This is a genomic window from Ruegeria atlantica (assembly GCF_013032455.1).
In the GTDB taxonomy this organism is placed as follows: domain Bacteria; phylum Pseudomonadota; class Alphaproteobacteria; order Rhodobacterales; family Rhodobacteraceae; genus Ruegeria; species Ruegeria atlantica_B.
This window is the reverse complement of the sequence record NZ_WQCF01000004.1, coordinates 280163-295326: the sequence shown is the minus strand read 5'-3', so window position 1 is coordinate 295326 and position 15164 is coordinate 280163. Positions and strand designations below refer to the sequence as shown.

Below are 15164 nucleotides of genomic sequence, written 5' to 3'. Positions count from 1 at the left end.
GGAGGGCACAGCTATGGCAATTTCAGCTATTGGATTGAGAACGCTATTCGTCGCGACAGCGACGTCGCTGACTTTGGCGTCGGCCGGATGGGCGGATGACAAGGACGACAAAAAGAAAAAGCAAACGATCGAGGGTGCTTTGATTGGTGCTGGCGTGGGCGCGTTGATCGGAGACGGTAAGGGCGCGGCAATCGGCGGCGTCGCCGGGGCAATTATCGGACATAACTGGAAGTGAGTACGATGCGGTTTTTTAGTCTCAGAACGTCCGTTTGCGCCGCAATCCTTGTGGCCCCGTGTGTGGCTAATGCAGATGATGCGGCTGATCAGATGGTTCAGGATGCATTGCCCGTGATGCACTATACTTGCGCCTCGATTGCCGAGGAGGCGGATGGCGACGAAGCCTTTGTCGTGTCTGTAGTCGAAAAGATGACGGCTCTATCGCTCTACAATCGCCAGATCAACATTGAAGATCATGCGACGACCGACGAAGAAAAGGCCCAACTGCGCGAAGCCTTTATAGCCGCGCTGTCGGAAGGATGTGCTGCGGACAAGCATGCCCTCTTGGGCGGAGTGGTCGACAATGCAGTGAAGACTTCGCTGGGGCAGTGATCGATCAATAATGCGGGGGACGCTCGTCTCCGAAGATAACCCCGCCTGATCCTTCCTGTGCCCGTTCGGCCTCGCGCTGTAACAGCATCTCGACGCGGCGGGTCAGGCGGTCGATCTCACCCTGTTGGCGGGTGACGACTGTGTTCAGCTCTTCGACTGTACGGGTCAGATGGGCGATCTGTTCTTCCAGCTGCTGCATTGTGGGCTCCTGTTCCTGCGCTGGTCATAGCGACCCTGTGACGCCGTGGCCAGAGAAACCCCGCCTTGCCCCGATGCGGACCATGGGATAGACCGCGCGCGGAACATGAAAATCCCAAGGACGCCCCACATGGCCAAGCCCAAGAAACAGCCCCGCCCCAAGGCAATTACGCCCAAAGGGTTCCGCGACTATTTCGGCCAGGAAGTCACGCAGCGCACCGAGATGCTGCGGGCTATCGCGGATGTTTATCATCGGTACGGGTTTGATGCCTTGGAGAGCAGCGCGGTTGAAACGGTCGAGGCACTGGGCAAGTTCCTGCCCGACGTCGACCGCCCGAACGAGGGCGTGTTTGCGTGGCAGGAAGTGGACGAGAATGACAAGGGCGACTGGATGGCCCTGCGTTATGACCTGACCGCGCCTTTGGCCCGTGTCTACGCGCAGCACCGCAATGACCTGCCGACGCCCTATCGCCGTTATGCGATGGGGCCGGTTTGGCGGAACGAAAAGCCGGGACCGGGACGCTATCGTCAGTTCTATCAGTGTGATGCAGATACGGTGGGTACGGCCTCGATGGCCGCCGATGCCGAGATTTGCGCGATGCTGTCAGACACGCTGGAGACCGTGGGAATCCCGCGCGGCGATTATCTGGTGCGGGTGAATAACCGGAAGGTTCTGAATGGGGTGCTTGAGGCGATGGGTCTGGGCGAAGACGCCACCGCGCGCGACAACGTCCTGCGCACCATCGATAAGTTTGACAAGGTGGGCGAGGCCGGGGTGCGCGAGCTGCTGACCAAGGGCCGTCTGGATGCCTCGGGGGCGTTTATCGACGGTGTGGGCCTCAGCGAGGATCAGGCGGAGATTTGTATTCAGTTTCTGACGACGAAAGCAATGCTAGCGAATGCTGTAGAATTCCAACAGGATGTGATAAAGGCAGGCAAAGCAGGAACGCCAAATGCCATCAATTCAGCGGTGACTGAAAATCTTCGACGGTTGGTGCAGAATTCGGCTGTGGGGCTCGAAGGTGTTCAGGAGCTGGAGCAGATTGCAGAGCTACTTGAGAGGCAGGGCTACAATACCGATAGAATAACTCTTGACCCCTCGGTTGTACGCGGTCTGGGCTACTACACCGGACCGGTATATGAGGCCGAACTGACCTTCGAGATTTTCGACGAGAAGGGCCGCAAGCGGCAGTTCGGCTCGGTCTCGGGCGGTGGTCGCTACGACGATCTGGTCAAGCGCTTTACCGGACAGGAAGTGCCTGCGACTGGTGTGTCGATTGGCGTGGACCGCTTGCTGGCCGCTCTGCGCGAAAAGGGTCGGATCGCGGCACAGGCCACCGGCCCCGTGGTTGTGACCGTCATGGATCGGGATCGGATGGCCGATTACCAAGCGATGGTGGCCGAACTGCGTAATGCTGGTGTTCGGGCTGAGGTTTATCTGGGCAACCCCAAGAATTTCGGCAATCAGCTTAAATATGCGGATAAGCGGAACTCGCCCATCGCGGTGATTGAGGGCGGCGACGAAAAGGCCAATGGGATCGTGCAGATCAAGGACCTGATCCTTGGCGCAAAGATCGCCGAAAGCGCCACGCTTGAGGAATGGAAGGAACGCCCCAGCCAGTTTGAAGTGCCGCGCGGTGATCTGGTCGCCAAGGTGCGCGAAATTCTGGACAGTCAGGACTGAGCCATGGCCAACCGTTCCCAGATACAAGCCCGCGCCGCGATGATGCGCGTCCGGTTTGAGGCCGCAGGCGCTCAGGTTGTCGATACGCCACTGCTGCAACCGGCCGAAACGCTGTTGGACCTTTATGGCGAAGATATCCGTGCCCGCGCCTATGTAACGTCGGATGCGTTGCGGGGCGAACAGATGCTGCGCCCGGACTTCACCTTGCCTGTCGTGCAGATGCACATGACCGAAGGGGCCGAGCCCGCGCGCTACACCTATTCTGGCGAGGTTTTCCGCCGTCAGGAGCATGACCCGGACCGGTCCAATGAATACATTCAGGTCGGCTATGAGGTTTTTGACCGTGACGACCCCTCTGGCGCGGATGCCGAGGTGTTCTCACTGTTTGCCTTGCAACTGCGCGGCTTGCCGCTGCGGGCGGCGACCGGGGATATCGGCATTCTGACCGCGGCAGTTCAAGGCCTGCGCACCACGGACCGGCGCAAATCGGCGTTGATGCGCCACCTGTGGCGTCCGCGTAGGTTCCGAGTTCTGCTGGATCGTTTTGCGGGTCGGAAGCCGGGGCCTGAAGGGCGTGATGCGTTGCTTGATGCCGAAGACCCGTTAGCGGCTGGCGTGCCCATGATCGGCAAGCGCCGTGCTACCGAAATCGAGGCTCGGATTGACGCTTTACGCGAGGACCGCGATACGCCGCCAATCTCTGACAATGAATTGGCCGGTCTGGAGACCCTTTTGAACGTTCGCGAAACCATGCCCTTTGCGCTGGAACAGCTGCGCGACGTGGCGGTGGATTTGCCGCAGATCACCCCGGCGCTGGACCGGCTCGAGGCGCGAATTGCGGCGCTGCAGGCGCGCGGCGTCGATGTTGAACGGCTGGATTTTGAGGCCGCATATGGCCGGACCTCGATGGAGTATTACGACGGGTTCGTGTTTGGCTTCTATGCCGAAGGCCGCCCTGACTTGCCACCCATTGCCACTGGCGGGCGCTACGACGCGCTGACACGGCAACTGGGTAACGGGGCTGAAATCCCGGCGGTGGGCGGCGTTCTGCGCCCCGACCTGATGCTGGAAGTCGAGGAGGCCGTACAATGAGCCTGAAACTGGGCGTGCCCTCAAAGGGCCGGTTGATGGAAAAGACCTTCTCGTGGTTCGAAAAACGCGGCATCACCCTGTCGCGCAGCGGATCGGACCGGGAATATGCGGGTAAGGTCGAAGGAATCGATGGGGTTTCCCTGATCCTGCTCTCTGCCGGTGAAATCCCGCGCGAGCTGGCCGCTGGGCGCATTCACCTGGGCGTCACTGGTATCGACCTGGTGCAGGAAAAACTGCCACGCTGGGAGCAGCAGGTTGAAGAGATCTCGCAACTTGGTTTCGGCAAGGCTGATCTGATCATAGCCACACCCGCCTGCTGGGTGGATGTTGACACGCTAGACGATCTGGATGCAGCCGCCGCCGCCTTTCGTAAGACCCACGGCCACCGTTTGCGGATCGCCACCAAGTATCACCGGCTGGTACGCGAGTTCCTGACCGACGCGGGCGTGGCCGACTACACGCTGGTCGACAGTCAGGGCGCCACCGAAGGCACTGTGATGAACGAAACGGCCGAAGCGATTGCGGATATAACCTCGACCGGGGAAACTCTGCGCGCCAATCACCTGAAGATTCTTTCGGACGGGTTGATCCTGCAATCACAGGCCACACTGTGGCGGAGCCGGGTGCCCAAGTACGGGCCGAATGACAAAGCGGTTCTGTCTGAACTGTTGGATCGCTTGAGTTAAAGCACCCCGATTTCCGCCAACGCGCGGTTCAGGTCGTCGGGCAGGGCGTCGTCCTGCTCTCGGCCTTTGGGTAGGTCGGCTGGTGTATCTTCGGGTTTCAGATAACGCCATCCTTGAAACGGGCGCTTCAGAGCGGTCTGGGTGCGATGAACTTCGGGGTCCAGCACGATGGCACAGCGGCGGATGCCGTCTTCGCCACGTACCTCATCCAGCCGCAGGATACGTTGACGGCATTGGATCACGCCTTTGATCACCCAATAGATTGATCCGCCGTTCAGAATCTCGGCCTCGCGTTTGGGCCACATGCGGGTGACATGGCGCGGGCATCCGTCTTCGTATAGCGGCTTGCGGCTGTCCTGCCACGCGATCAGTGTGTCGACGCTTTCGGAACCAACCGAAAGTTTTATGAGGTTTACGTACTTATCCACAGCTTTCCCACAGAGTCGTCCCAAGGCCCACCTTTATATTGTAGCCCGATGGCGATTGTCATCAAGGTGTTGTGGTGAGCGTGTGATTTAGGGTACTCTGAATACCTCTTTCAGTACAGGGAATCACCAATGAGCCGCTTTGCCGCCCCCATCGCCGAGCAGATCTGGGACATGAAATACCGCTTTAAAAAGGCGGATGGCACGCCCATCGACCAGACGGTCGAAGACAGCTGGCGGCGTATCGCCCGCGATTTGGCGCGGGTCGAGGAAGACCCTGCGCATTGGGAAGAGGAATTCTACGAGGCGCTGGAGGATTTCAAATACCTACCTGCTGGGCGTATCACCGCAGGGGCGGGGACAGCGCGTCAGGTGACCCTGTTCAACTGTTTTGTGATGGGCACCGTGCCAGACAGTATGGGTGGCATCTTTGACATGTTGAAAGAGGCCGCGCTGACCATGCAGCAGGGTGGGGGTATCGGCTATGATTTCTCGACCATCCGTCCGCGTGGCGCGGATGTGCATGGTGTAGCGGCGGACGCCTCTGGCCCGCTGAGCTTTATGGACGTGTGGGATGCGATGTGTCGGACGATCATGTCCGCTGGTTCGCGTCGTGGGGCAATGATGGCGACCATGCGCTGTGATCATCCTGATATCGAACAATTCATTACCGCGAAATCCGACCCGGCCCGCCTGCGCATGTTCAACATGTCGGTGCTGGTGACGGATCCTTTCATGGAAGCCGTCAAAGCAGACGGACCGTGGGAACTAGTGTTCGGTGACAAGGTTTATCACACCGTTCAGGCGCGTGATCTGTGGAATAAGATCATGCAGGCCACCTATGACTATGCCGAACCAGGTGTGATTTTCATTGACCGGATCAATCAGGCCAACAACCTGAGCTATGTCGAGACCATTGCTGCGACCAATCCCTGTGGTGAGCAGCCATTGCCGCCCTATGGGGCGTGCTTGCTGGGCTCGATCAATCTTGCCCGGCTGGTGGCTGACCCGTTCGAGGACGCAGCGCATCTGGACGAAGAGGCCCTGCAAAAGCTTGTCGCCACATCGGTACGGATGATGGACAACGTCGTCGACGCGTCAAAATTCCCGCTGGTGGAACAAGAGGCCGAAGCGCAGGACAAACGCCGCATCGGGCTGGGCGTGACTGGTCTGGCGGATGCTTTGCTAATGCTGGGCCTGCGCTATGGCTCGGACGAGGCGGCGCGTCAGACTGAGCGCTGGTTGCATGCGATCGCTCGCGCCGCGTATCTGGCGTCGGTGGACTTGGCGAAGGAAAAGGGGGCTTTCCCCCTGTTCGACGCCGAGAAGTATCTTGCCAGCGGCACCATGCAGCAGATGGATGAGGATGTGCGGGACGCAATCCGCGAACATGGCATCCGCAATGCGCTGCTGACCTCGATCGCGCCGACGGGGACGATTTCGCTGTACGCTGGGAATGTTTCTTCTGGGATCGAGCCTGTCTTCGCCTATGCGTATACCCGCAAAGTTCTGCAAAAGGATGGTTCGCGAACTGAAGAAGAGGTCGTGGACTACGCTGTGCAAATGTGGCGCGACAAGTTCGGGGATGCGGAATTGCCCGACTATTTCGTGAACGCGCAGACTTTGTCTCCGTCTGATCACGTCAAGATGCAGGCGGCAGCCCAAAAATGGATAGACAGTTCGATTTCCAAAACGATCAATTGCCCTGAAGATATCAGCTTTGATGCTTTCAAGGACGTCTACATGCAGGCCTGGGATCAGGGTTGTAAGGGCTGTACCACGTACCGTCCAAATGATGTGACCGGATCAGTCCTGACCGTTTCAGAAAGCGACGATAAAGCACCCGGTGAAAGCGCCAGTGCTCCGCATGAGGTGGATGGAGGTGAGGTCGTCTACATGTCCGAACCGCTTGATCGGCCACAGTCGCTTGAAGGTTCGACTTACAAATTGAAATGGCCCGATAGCGAGCACGCCATTTATCTGACCATCAACGATATCGTTATTGGTGGCCGCCGCCGTCCGTTTGAAGTGTTCATTAATTCGAAGAACATGGAACATTACGCTTGGACGCTGGCGCTGACGCGAATGATTTCGGCGGTATTCCGTCGGGGCGGCGATGTGTCGTTTGTTGTCGAGGAACTGAAGGCCGTGTTCGATCCGCGTGGCGGGGCGTGGGTGCAAGGCAAGTATATCCCTTCGATTTTGGCTGCGATTGGCGGTGTGATTGAGCAGCACCTGATTAATATCGGTTTTCTCGAAGGTGAGGGCATGGGGCTGAAGTCCGATCCGCAGGCGCAAGTGGTCAACATGGATGCGCCTCGCGGCAAGGCGTGCCCGTCGTGCGGCCAGTTTGACATGGTGATGATCGAAGGGTGCATGACCTGCCGTAGCTGTGGCCATTCCAAGTGTGGATAAGTGCTATGAGCACATCTTCATGAACCGCCAGGCAATACGAACCCATTTCGGCGGTTTTGGCGCCCATAAATAAGGTCATTGGCGCCTACAGTTCGCAAATCTAAGGGTTAACAGGGAAACAGGGCGCCGGATCGTTGATCAACGGCGCCTTGTTTTTTAGTGCGAGATTGGAAGTGTACGCAGAAGTCTTGCGAGAATTGATGGGGACAAGCGTCAGGAAGCGATGGCTACCGCGAGTGCCGTCAATGTCCGAGTTGCGCAGAAAGCGGACATGGCGTTTCTGCTGAGCATTCGGCTTTAAGGGCATTGAGAGCTGCTATTGTCGTATCTCGGAAACCTTGAGCTGAAGGGGAGACAGCCATGAATAACTATGTTGGCTTAGACGTGTCCCTGACTAATTGCGCAGTGTGTGTTCTGCAAGAGGATGGCACGCGCGTTTTCGAGGGTGAGTGCTCGACTGACCCGGATGAGATCATCAAGACGATTCCTCTACATGCTGACTGCGTTGAACGGACCGTGCATGAGTCTCGGTCGCTAAGCGCCTTTGGCATCAACTCGTTACTTTATCCGTAAAGCTGGAATTGCACAGTTCGGATATGAAGGTTTGCTTCTGGCTGCACCCAGTCACTGATGTCAAAAGCTGCCAACTGCAACACTTACGTGTTCAGCGTCATCACGATTAAAAAGGGCCGCGCAGTAGGTAGGATACGCCCGGAACTGTTAGTCGCGGTCTGGTGAATGTGTGCAAAAAAACCAAAATGGAGTATGATTTACAGATAGCTGATTGTTTGAAACCGGCGTGGTTGGCAAGTCTTCAACGGCGTTCGCATATGCGAATAGGAGAAAATCGGATGGTAAGATTAACAACTTTTTACACCCGGTATTTGGGGGAAACGAAATCGTTCTTTGTTGCCTCGCTCGTGACATTCCAAGTCGCATCGGCAAGTGCACAGAGTCAAGAATTGCAGGGTACGCAAACATGGACATACGCCTGTGGCCAAATTGAATGTGCAACAACCAAGGAAATGCACGACCACATGGCGGTTAATATCCACATGTCTTGTACGAAGCTTGCTGATCAATCAAAGGCAAAGGCCAGTTGCAATCTTGTTCCAGGAAACAAAAAGGATATGTATTGTGACACCCCGACCTTTGAAGGAAGTTACTGGAATTGCCATTGCGGCAATACATCGGGGAATTGGCCAAAAGTAGACTATTCGATCAAATGCCCGCCATTCAAGCAGTAGGTTCGGACCAGTACAATAACGTCGATACACGCGGACAGCGTTTATATTAACAGCCGCCGAAAGGTTCTTGTGCCATTTGGATCCTGCCGTCAAAGATGACTTTGGTAACGTCGGCATCACTTCTTTCGTATCTGACATGTTGTACCACGCCCAGCTGGCAATCTTCCTTTCGCAAGTGCTTGATCCAGTCACGAAGGCGCTTCCAGTGGTCCGCGTCGCTTGCAAAATGGCAGATCCGTTTTGCATAGCTGTTCAGCAAGTCGATGATGACGACCCGCGGCGAGCCGATTTTTTCGAAACCAGCCGAGTTAAAAAAGCTGGACTGATATCGCGTTCCACCAAATTTGCACGAGAACGTTCGGACCTCCACATTCTCTTCGCCTGCCCAGCAGTGTCAAAACGTCATACCATTGTTCTGAACCACGGCTTTGCCCAGGCGGAATTGGCGTTATAGTTTGCTCATCCCGCCTTCACCAATCATTGTTCAAGTTTCGACACACCTTGTCAGCCCTGTTTCAATCCTTGGTGACTCCAGATTGACTTGCCTCAATCCCATCGTTTAACCATACTATATGTGGGAAAACTGTCCAAATGTTGGGTTGGCAATCAGAGTTTCAACTTTTTCTGTAGATATACTTCAATGAGCCGGATCGAGAATAAAACCAGTCGACCGCAGCCTCGGAAGCCGTTTGAAAATTGCGCCCGCCGAAAGCTCAAGAACCTCCGTTTGTTGCCGAGGTTTCTGCCAAGCCGATTACCTGCATTCACACGAATTCTGACCGGAACCGCACTTGCGCTGATGGCGACGGCATGTGGCAACGTTGTCGAGACGAGCAATCGGAACTTTAACTCAGGAATTTCCGAGGGGCAGGCCAGCACTATTCTTGCCAACATCGTTCGGTCAGCAAAGGGTTATCCAACATATTTCACGGTTGCCGGGGACTTTCAGCAAAGCACGCAACTCCAAAGCTCTCCAAGCTTGAACTATGATTTTGGGATCGATGGTGGAACAGCTGATCTAAGTGTGGGTTTGGCGCCCTCTGCATCAACTTCCAGTTCTGCGACCGCTTCATCTCTCGAAACTTCAGAATTCACAGAAGCGATGCACACGCAAGTGTCATCCGATCTGCTAGTAAAACTAGCGGAAAGCCGAGACGAAGCGCATCTTCACCTGACTTTTATGCTGTTGATTCAGACGATTGTACTTCGGCAAGAGACCTATAATGGCATTATCAACTCGGCACAGGCGATTTGTGGAAGTCGGGCTGCCGACCTACCAGCCAGCCAAAGAGGTATTTGCCGCGGAATGATAGCGGTTGAAGCGACAAATCGGTGTCCAAAATTTGCTGCATCATCAAAGCCAAGGCTCGTCAGGTTTGTGAACGATCCGACGGCGTTATGCCAATTCGAACGGTTTCGCACCTTGATGGAAGCCGTTGCTGTTCTTCAACCGCATCTTGGTGTCAGTCTGCCGGAATCCGATGATGCAGGCGCCTCTGGCAGGCTTTTGTACTTGGGGGATTCTGCAGATCCCGCGCGGCGAATTTTTACGGCCAGCGGCACCGGGTATCGTCTGCGATCACCCAGTCAGGTCGTATTTTATCTGGGCCAGTTGATAAACGAGACCTATTCCGGCGTTGATCAGGATCGCCTGAGCATCAGCACGAGACACGGTGGGATCGCGCCCATTTTTCATGTCGAAGTTGGACCTGGTGAAGCCACTGTCAGCACCGTTGTCGATGGCGAAAAATATCGATTGTTACCCCAGAAGCTTGGCGCGCAGACGAACGATTTCAGCCACCGTTCTTTAACGCTCGTCAAGGATCTTATCGCACTCAACACGCTTCAGACGCAGATCCCGCAGAACACCGCGATTTTCGTGGGAACCACTCAATAAGAACTCTGCCGGGGATATTTGGGCGAGATCAGAAAATCAGTCTACAGTCTTTCAGATTGACAGTTTCCAGAACTGGTGGGCGGATTGGAAGACGCAAAGAAACACGCTTATTGCCGTCTTAACAGGTGACAGTAAACCAAGCCTGCTCTTCCTTCGTGTACCAGTTAGTGCATTGAAAGTTATAGTATACCCAGTTGCCGACCTGACCGTTCGGTACTTTTGCGCAGGTAAAGGCTTTGCTGTTACTAAAGTGCGTAGTCACTTGGCTGTCGCTGGGTGCCTTGTTTGATTCACAAGATGCCGAGAATGTATGTGTATGGCTTCCCTTCACCGTCGCTTTGTCGCTCGTACAGGTGTTTCCAGGTAAGCAGTCTTTAACGGTTGTTCCCGAGGAGGCTGGTGCCTCACCAACTCGCTTTCTAGCTTCTTCGTCCGGCGGTTTCGGTTTTTCAGCCACGGCACCTGATGCAAGGAAGCAAGCAGTCAGTACGAAGCCAAAGATCTTCAGTTGATAGAACATTTTATGACCCGCTTTCATCTCCAATACGTTGAATTTTCATCTATTTTTTTGAGCAAATGCGTTTCTTTTAGGTTTAGACTTTTCACCGACAATCCATTGAGGCATGGACGCTATATTTCACCTTTTGCTCTTTTGCATTGCATGTACATGTAAATGTCGCGTCGTTGACTTCAGTGTGCGAGCAAGTAACCGGTACACTGGGTGAGGAGCAGGAAAACCCATAAGCGGATTTTGTTCCCTTGCAGCTTTCGGTTAATTCGAACTTCGTACCTTTCGTGTTTACCGCGTAAATGTCGTAGCAATCCTTGCTGTCACAAGTTGCGTTGTGGTTCTGCGTGTCGGCGCGCACTGAGATTGAGCCAAATATCAGGACAATCGCAACCGCGAAGCCAACGTGACGGGCAAATCTGTATAGTGTGAGCTTCATTGCAAGACCTCCAAGATAAATTTACGACGTAGAAACAGTTCTGGGAAATATGTGGCGATGGATTCAGGAGCGTATCGTATCCGGCACACTCCGCGCGTCCGCGCCTTCACTATCTCGCTTAGTTCGCGGCGGGGCACGTAATATCTATCGACGGATGCTCTTCATGTTTGTCGTTCCAGTTTGTGCAGATGCAACCCCATTGCGGAGGGTTGGTATAGCTATATTCCGCCTTCGTGCATGTCGTACCGTTTGTTTTGTGACAAATCATACTCGAATTCTTGGGGCTCATGTTCTGTGCTCCGGTGCAAAAACCTTGAAAATCTTTAGTCCCTGACGGCCCGATTTCTTCCGTATAATTGCAGCTTGTCGTATTGCATTTTAAATCCACGGTGGTTTTGCCCACTACGGCACTTGCCGTTAGCGTAAGGGCGCCGCCCACAATCATCATCTTGATCAAGTTTATCATCGTTTCACCCCTCGCTTTAGTGTTTCAGGAAAGACAATATCACAACTACCGGGGTGGTGACCAAAAGGCCGTCTTTTTCATTTGGCCAGCATGCTGTTTGGTTTGATTGGCCGGGAAGAAAATGGGTGGCCATCGACAAAAAGAACTAATCAGTTTGAGGAAGGCTGACACCTGGTCATACTTACATGTGCCTTAGCCTTCCCAGGGCCAGGAAATTGGCAGTCACATTCTTTCACTGGAGTTTTGAGTTCAATTTCCGTAGGTACACAAGAAACCACCACGTTTGGTGAACCACAACTCATGAGCGCCCCTATACTAATTGGGTCCTGACCATAGCAGGTCACATGAACATTCGTGTATCCCGGCTGCAAGGTAAAATCGGTTTGGCATTTGCTGGGCCCGCATTCCACATCGACGGAGATATCATGATGCGTAGTGGCAGGAGCCTTCGGTATTTCCGCTGCGAAGGCAATTGGTCCTTGTATCATTGCGACGACCGCCATAACGGCGCAGTAAAGCCTCATTGAGAACCCTTTCCACGAAGACTAACCTGAGGCAGTTTCCAAGCCGCATTCATGCTTTTTTAGAGTTCGCGACAAAGTTGAATGGATTACTTGCAAACAATCCCCACATTCAGTTTGTATTCTTCAGGTTGTTGTTCCGCGTTGCACAGGCAGTTCCACGCACCTTTGCTGGCGTCGGATTGCACATTGCATGTGATCCAAACCTCTTTTGTCGAGCAGGACATTTCATGGGGCATTGTGTGATCGGTGGATGACTTTCCACAATATCCGGTAACGATGTACTCCGTATGTTTGCCAACGTTAATTTCATAGGCGCAACTGGGGTTTAAGTCGCAGTATTTAGTTACATTTTCTGTCTCCCCGGAAATCGCAGGTGCTGCAAATAATGTGACAATCAAAACAATGTCCGGAATGTTTAGACTTAGTCTGGTCATATTAGAATCTAGCCTCCCTCTCCGTACTCCATGTTCCTTATACTTATCAGATAAGCCGGATTCATTCATCTGGCGTAGTTATGGAACACCGTGCCAGGCTACGCTCGCTAGGTAGTCCCCAAGGCAAAAACGATTAAAGAGCCACGGTTGCAAAAGTGGACGTGGACACCTGATCTAGCGTACCAAGGGCAGCAAAAAAGCAATCAGAAAGCGGGCTTTGAGCACCCGATCCGGTCATCATAACCAATCATCAATACAACAATCGCCGCTGAGCATAAACCTTGCTAACTACGGCCGGCTAGTCTTGATAAGAAGCGTAAAACGCAAAAATGCGGAGAAATGTATAGCCTAGCAATGTGGATGCACATTAAGGATGAATCCTTGGCCCGTGGAGCCGCAACTGCACTTCAGGTAGCTTCCGTCGTCATGGTTTTTGCAAGAGCTTTGCCATACGTCGGGAGATGAACACTTCTGGCTCTTTGGTGGGTGAAAACTATTGGCCGAGCCGCAGCCAACAGAAACGTTAATTTCGGCATCGCCATTTACTTCGTACTGATACTCGCACGTGCCCGACGAACAATATTCGGTATAACTGCATGAGCCTTCCGCACATACACCATTATACGCGGCGACAGATGAGACAAAGGCGGGGCTGATCAAAAATGCACAAAGCCCGGCGAACACTGCGAAGATACGCATGATTTTTTCTCCCTGGGAAATCAAAACTGGTATTTGTCTTGGGTCCGAGGCATCTGATGGAGGCTCGGCACAATGACAGAATACAGCCAACGGTGCTTACGAACTACTCCAAAGATCGGCGATTGTATTTTTGACAAACCCACTGTTTGCAAAGCATCGTTTTTCAGTGCGGGAGCTCAGCCGACTAGTGCATCACTTGCGTTCTAAGGCAGATATGGAGTTAGAAACTTTTGCCGGAGGTTTCGGGTTCGAGTCCCGCCAAGCTAAATATTTGTTGGTTTGCTAAGACACGGTGATAATCTGGACATTTATAGCACATTGGTCAGAGGTTCGATGAAATGAAGGGAACTATAGCTGTACTATTGCAATTGAGTGTTAAGAAATTAACCGCATCGCTTGCCACCATACTTGTAGTGCTTAGTTTTGGTGTCGCAAACGCACAGCAACATTACCAAACGCAGTCGTATAATTGCACTGCTGCTTCAGGCAAAAGTTGCAATCCTGAATTCGACGTCGGAACTCATACTCAATTAACTATTCAAGCCTACTGCGGAACACCGGCGGCACCAAAAATACCTGAAAAAATGCACTGCTCATCACCGAGCGTTATTATCGATTGCGGGGAACCCTCAAGCACCAGTACGTACCGGGAATGCAAGTGCAATGTGGACCCGTCCAATGGATATAAATACAAAGCAAAAGCGCAAATTACGTGCTGATGGGTTTGGTCTAAAGCGTACTAATGGGCCAGTTAATGGCCCCTCAATCCGCTCCTATTGGTCTATCCGGCATAGATCAGTTGGACACAGGGAAGGCCAAGTGTATTCTTTGATCGTGACGACATTCTCAAATGGAAAGGTGCACTCTCGATGAAACGCATTGCTCCTGTGTTCATTCTGTCGGCGGCGTTTCTGCTTCAACCGATTTGTAGCGGGATAGGAGGGCCGGGAACGGCCCGGGCTGATTCACAGAATGTAAACTTCGACGGCAACTCTACGAAAGACATCACTATTCCGAAGGGAAAGGCCGATATCTTTCCTGAATGCTATGGGTTAAGCCAAACTGAATATGAGCAACAAACCAAGAGTAGTTTCGAATTTAGCTGCTCTAGCCCTGTGTCTAATGTGACCTGCGCACCAAATACAGGGCAAAACAAGACCCACTGCATATGCCATAATCCCAATAACAAGAGCCACACCGTCAAGGTCCACATGCTGGACAATTGCTCGGAACCTTGAGGACAGCCTGAGCATCCAGAAATTTCCGTCAGGAAAAAGGCGAGGGTCGATAGATTATCGTCAGTTCTGTGCGTGGACAGCCAGAAGAAAATGCTCAGAGAACGCCCATCCTTTGTCTGACATGAGGCCTCGTGCCGAGCTGGTCTTTATAGCTAACGCCAGTTTGGCTCAGGCCCGGCGGACGGTGTGAATCCCGTTTGTCCGTACGACCTAAGACAGGCAACTCCGGTATCCAACGTTCCAGAGAATATTGGGTGCAACAGGCCGCAGGCTAACCTTTTGTCACAGAGCGGCATCCTCAGGCCAGTCACTAGGTTGCTGAGCCAAGCGGAGGCATATCGACTATTGGCGATACAGCAATGCCCTCCAAGCACTATCCATCGGGACTCTGAATTCATTGCTCGACGGTCACTTGAACAAAATCGACTTTCTACCGATTGACCTCAAGTTCCAGTCAGTGTTGGCGTAAAAGCAGGACAGCCGGGATATACAATCTCTGAGACCTCATGAGAGCTACGTGCGCTCCAGAACACTGTACAAATTCTTTTGCAGGCAAAGGAAACAGATGGCCATCCCGTGTTGGAATACAACGGAAAGGTGCTT

14 protein-coding genes are annotated in these 15164 nt (G+C 53.5%); 10 read left to right on the top strand and 4 right to left on the bottom strand.

What is annotated here, in order from left to right; all coding sequences use genetic code 11:
- The first annotated feature begins 13 nt into the window (after positions 1–13).
- Together GOW93_RS10265 and GOW93_RS10260 are read left to right on the top strand one after the other, a co-directional pair.
- Positions 14–235: a YMGG-like glycine zipper-containing protein gene (locus GOW93_RS10265; protein WP_170383744.1), complete on the top strand. Its 222-nt coding sequence runs from the start codon at positions 14–16 to the stop codon at positions 233–235.
- Between the two features lie 62 nt (positions 236–297).
- On the top strand, positions 298–609 hold the full coding sequence (locus GOW93_RS10260; protein ID WP_368039657.1) for a hypothetical protein: 312 nt from the start codon (positions 298–300) through the stop codon (positions 607–609).
- 4 nt (positions 610–613) lie between these two features.
- Here the strand turns inward: GOW93_RS10260 and GOW93_RS10255 are convergent, their stop codons facing one another.
- Positions 614–808, bottom strand: a complete 195-nt coding sequence (locus tag GOW93_RS10255) for a SlyX family protein (protein ID WP_170383740.1) — start codon at positions 806–808, stop codon at positions 614–616.
- Between the two features lie 129 nt (positions 809–937).
- Between GOW93_RS10255 and hisS the strand changes: the two genes are divergently transcribed.
- The 3 genes from hisS to hisG are packed head-to-tail and all read left to right on the top strand — an operon-like array spanning position 938 to position 4269.
- On the top strand, positions 938–2491 hold the full coding sequence (gene hisS, locus GOW93_RS10250; RefSeq protein WP_170383738.1) for a histidine--tRNA ligase: 1554 nt from the start codon (positions 938–940) through the stop codon (positions 2489–2491).
- A 3-nt stretch (positions 2492–2494) separates the two neighbouring features.
- Positions 2495–3583 carry an ATP phosphoribosyltransferase regulatory subunit gene (locus tag GOW93_RS10245; RefSeq protein ID WP_170383736.1) on the top strand — a complete coding sequence of 363 codons (1089 nt, stop codon included), beginning with the start codon at positions 2495–2497 and terminating at the stop codon, positions 3581–3583.
- A complete protein-coding gene (hisG, locus tag GOW93_RS10240; RefSeq protein ID WP_170383734.1) occupies positions 3580–4269 on the top strand; it encodes an ATP phosphoribosyltransferase in 690 nt (229 codons plus the stop codon). Before GOW93_RS10245 ends, hisG begins: the two co-directional genes overlap by 4 nt.
- Here the strand turns inward: hisG and GOW93_RS10235 are convergent.
- The gene (locus tag GOW93_RS10235) at positions 4266–4697 is read right to left on the bottom strand and encodes a DUF1489 family protein (protein WP_170383732.1); all 432 of its coding nucleotides are present in this window, start codon (positions 4695–4697) and stop codon (positions 4266–4268) included. The genes hisG and GOW93_RS10235 overlap by 4 nt on opposite strands.
- Positions 4698–4826: 129 nt before the next feature.
- Here GOW93_RS10235 and GOW93_RS10230 point away from each other — a divergent pair, with 129 nt between their 5' ends.
- The 4 genes from GOW93_RS10230 (at position 4827) to GOW93_RS10215 (ending at position 10253) form a co-directional block, all read left to right on the top strand.
- Complete coding sequence (locus GOW93_RS10230; RefSeq protein ID WP_170383730.1) at positions 4827–7109, top strand: adenosylcobalamin-dependent ribonucleoside-diphosphate reductase; 2283 nt, start codon at positions 4827–4829, stop codon at positions 7107–7109.
- Positions 7110–7469: 360 nt separating this feature from the next.
- Positions 7470–7682: a hypothetical protein gene (locus GOW93_RS10225; RefSeq protein WP_170383728.1), complete on the top strand. Its 213-nt coding sequence runs from the start codon at positions 7470–7472 to the stop codon at positions 7680–7682.
- Between the two features lie 750 nt (positions 7683–8432).
- Positions 8433–8810, top strand: a complete 378-nt coding sequence (locus tag GOW93_RS10220; protein ID WP_170383726.1) for a hypothetical protein — start codon at positions 8433–8435, stop codon at positions 8808–8810.
- A gap of 186 nt (positions 8811–8996) precedes the next feature.
- On the top strand, positions 8997–10253 hold the full coding sequence (locus GOW93_RS10215; protein WP_170383724.1) for a hypothetical protein: 1257 nt from the start codon (positions 8997–8999) through the stop codon (positions 10251–10253).
- A 118-nt stretch (positions 10254–10371) separates the two neighbouring features.
- On the opposite strand, the gene GOW93_RS10210 is transcribed toward GOW93_RS10215, so the two are convergent.
- Positions 10372–10773: a hypothetical protein gene (locus tag GOW93_RS10210; RefSeq protein WP_170383722.1), complete on the bottom strand. Its 402-nt coding sequence runs from the start codon at positions 10771–10773 to the stop codon at positions 10372–10374.
- 1503 nt (positions 10774–12276) lie between these two features.
- The gene (locus tag GOW93_RS20700) at positions 12277–12624 is read right to left on the bottom strand and encodes a hypothetical protein (RefSeq protein ID WP_170501891.1); all 348 of its coding nucleotides are present in this window, start codon (positions 12622–12624) and stop codon (positions 12277–12279) included.
- A 1568-nt stretch (positions 12625–14192) separates the two neighbouring features.
- Between GOW93_RS20700 and GOW93_RS10205 the strand changes: the two genes are divergently transcribed.
- Positions 14193–14561 carry a hypothetical protein gene (locus GOW93_RS10205; RefSeq protein WP_170383720.1) on the top strand — a complete coding sequence of 123 codons (369 nt, stop codon included), beginning with the start codon at positions 14193–14195 and terminating at the stop codon, positions 14559–14561.
- Positions 14562–15164 lie beyond the last annotated feature (603 nt).

Coding starts and splice junctions, on each gene's coding strand:
- GOW93_RS10265 (WP_170383744.1), top strand. CDS start 14: ATGGCAATTTCAGCTATTGGATTGAGAACGCTATTCGTCGCGACAGCG.
- GOW93_RS10255 (WP_170383740.1), bottom strand. CDS start 808: ATGCAGCAGCTGGAAGAACAGATCGCCCATCTGACCCGTACAGTCGAA.
- hisS (WP_170383738.1), top strand. CDS start 938: ATGGCCAAGCCCAAGAAACAGCCCCGCCCCAAGGCAATTACGCCCAAA.
- GOW93_RS10245 (WP_170383736.1), top strand. CDS start 2,495: ATGGCCAACCGTTCCCAGATACAAGCCCGCGCCGCGATGATGCGCGTC.
- hisG (WP_170383734.1), top strand. CDS start 3,580: ATGAGCCTGAAACTGGGCGTGCCCTCAAAGGGCCGGTTGATGGAAAAG.
- GOW93_RS10230 (WP_170383730.1), top strand. CDS start 4,827: ATGAGCCGCTTTGCCGCCCCCATCGCCGAGCAGATCTGGGACATGAAA.
- GOW93_RS10225 (WP_170383728.1), top strand. CDS start 7,470: ATGAATAACTATGTTGGCTTAGACGTGTCCCTGACTAATTGCGCAGTG.
- GOW93_RS10215 (WP_170383724.1), top strand. CDS start 8,997: ATGAGCCGGATCGAGAATAAAACCAGTCGACCGCAGCCTCGGAAGCCG.
- GOW93_RS10210 (WP_170383722.1), bottom strand. CDS start 10,773: ATGTTCTATCAACTGAAGATCTTTGGCTTCGTACTGACTGCTTGCTTC.
- GOW93_RS20700 (WP_170501891.1), bottom strand. CDS start 12,624: ATGACCAGACTAAGTCTAAACATTCCGGACATTGTTTTGATTGTCACA.
- GOW93_RS10205 (WP_170383720.1), top strand. CDS start 14,193: ATGAAACGCATTGCTCCTGTGTTCATTCTGTCGGCGGCGTTTCTGCTT.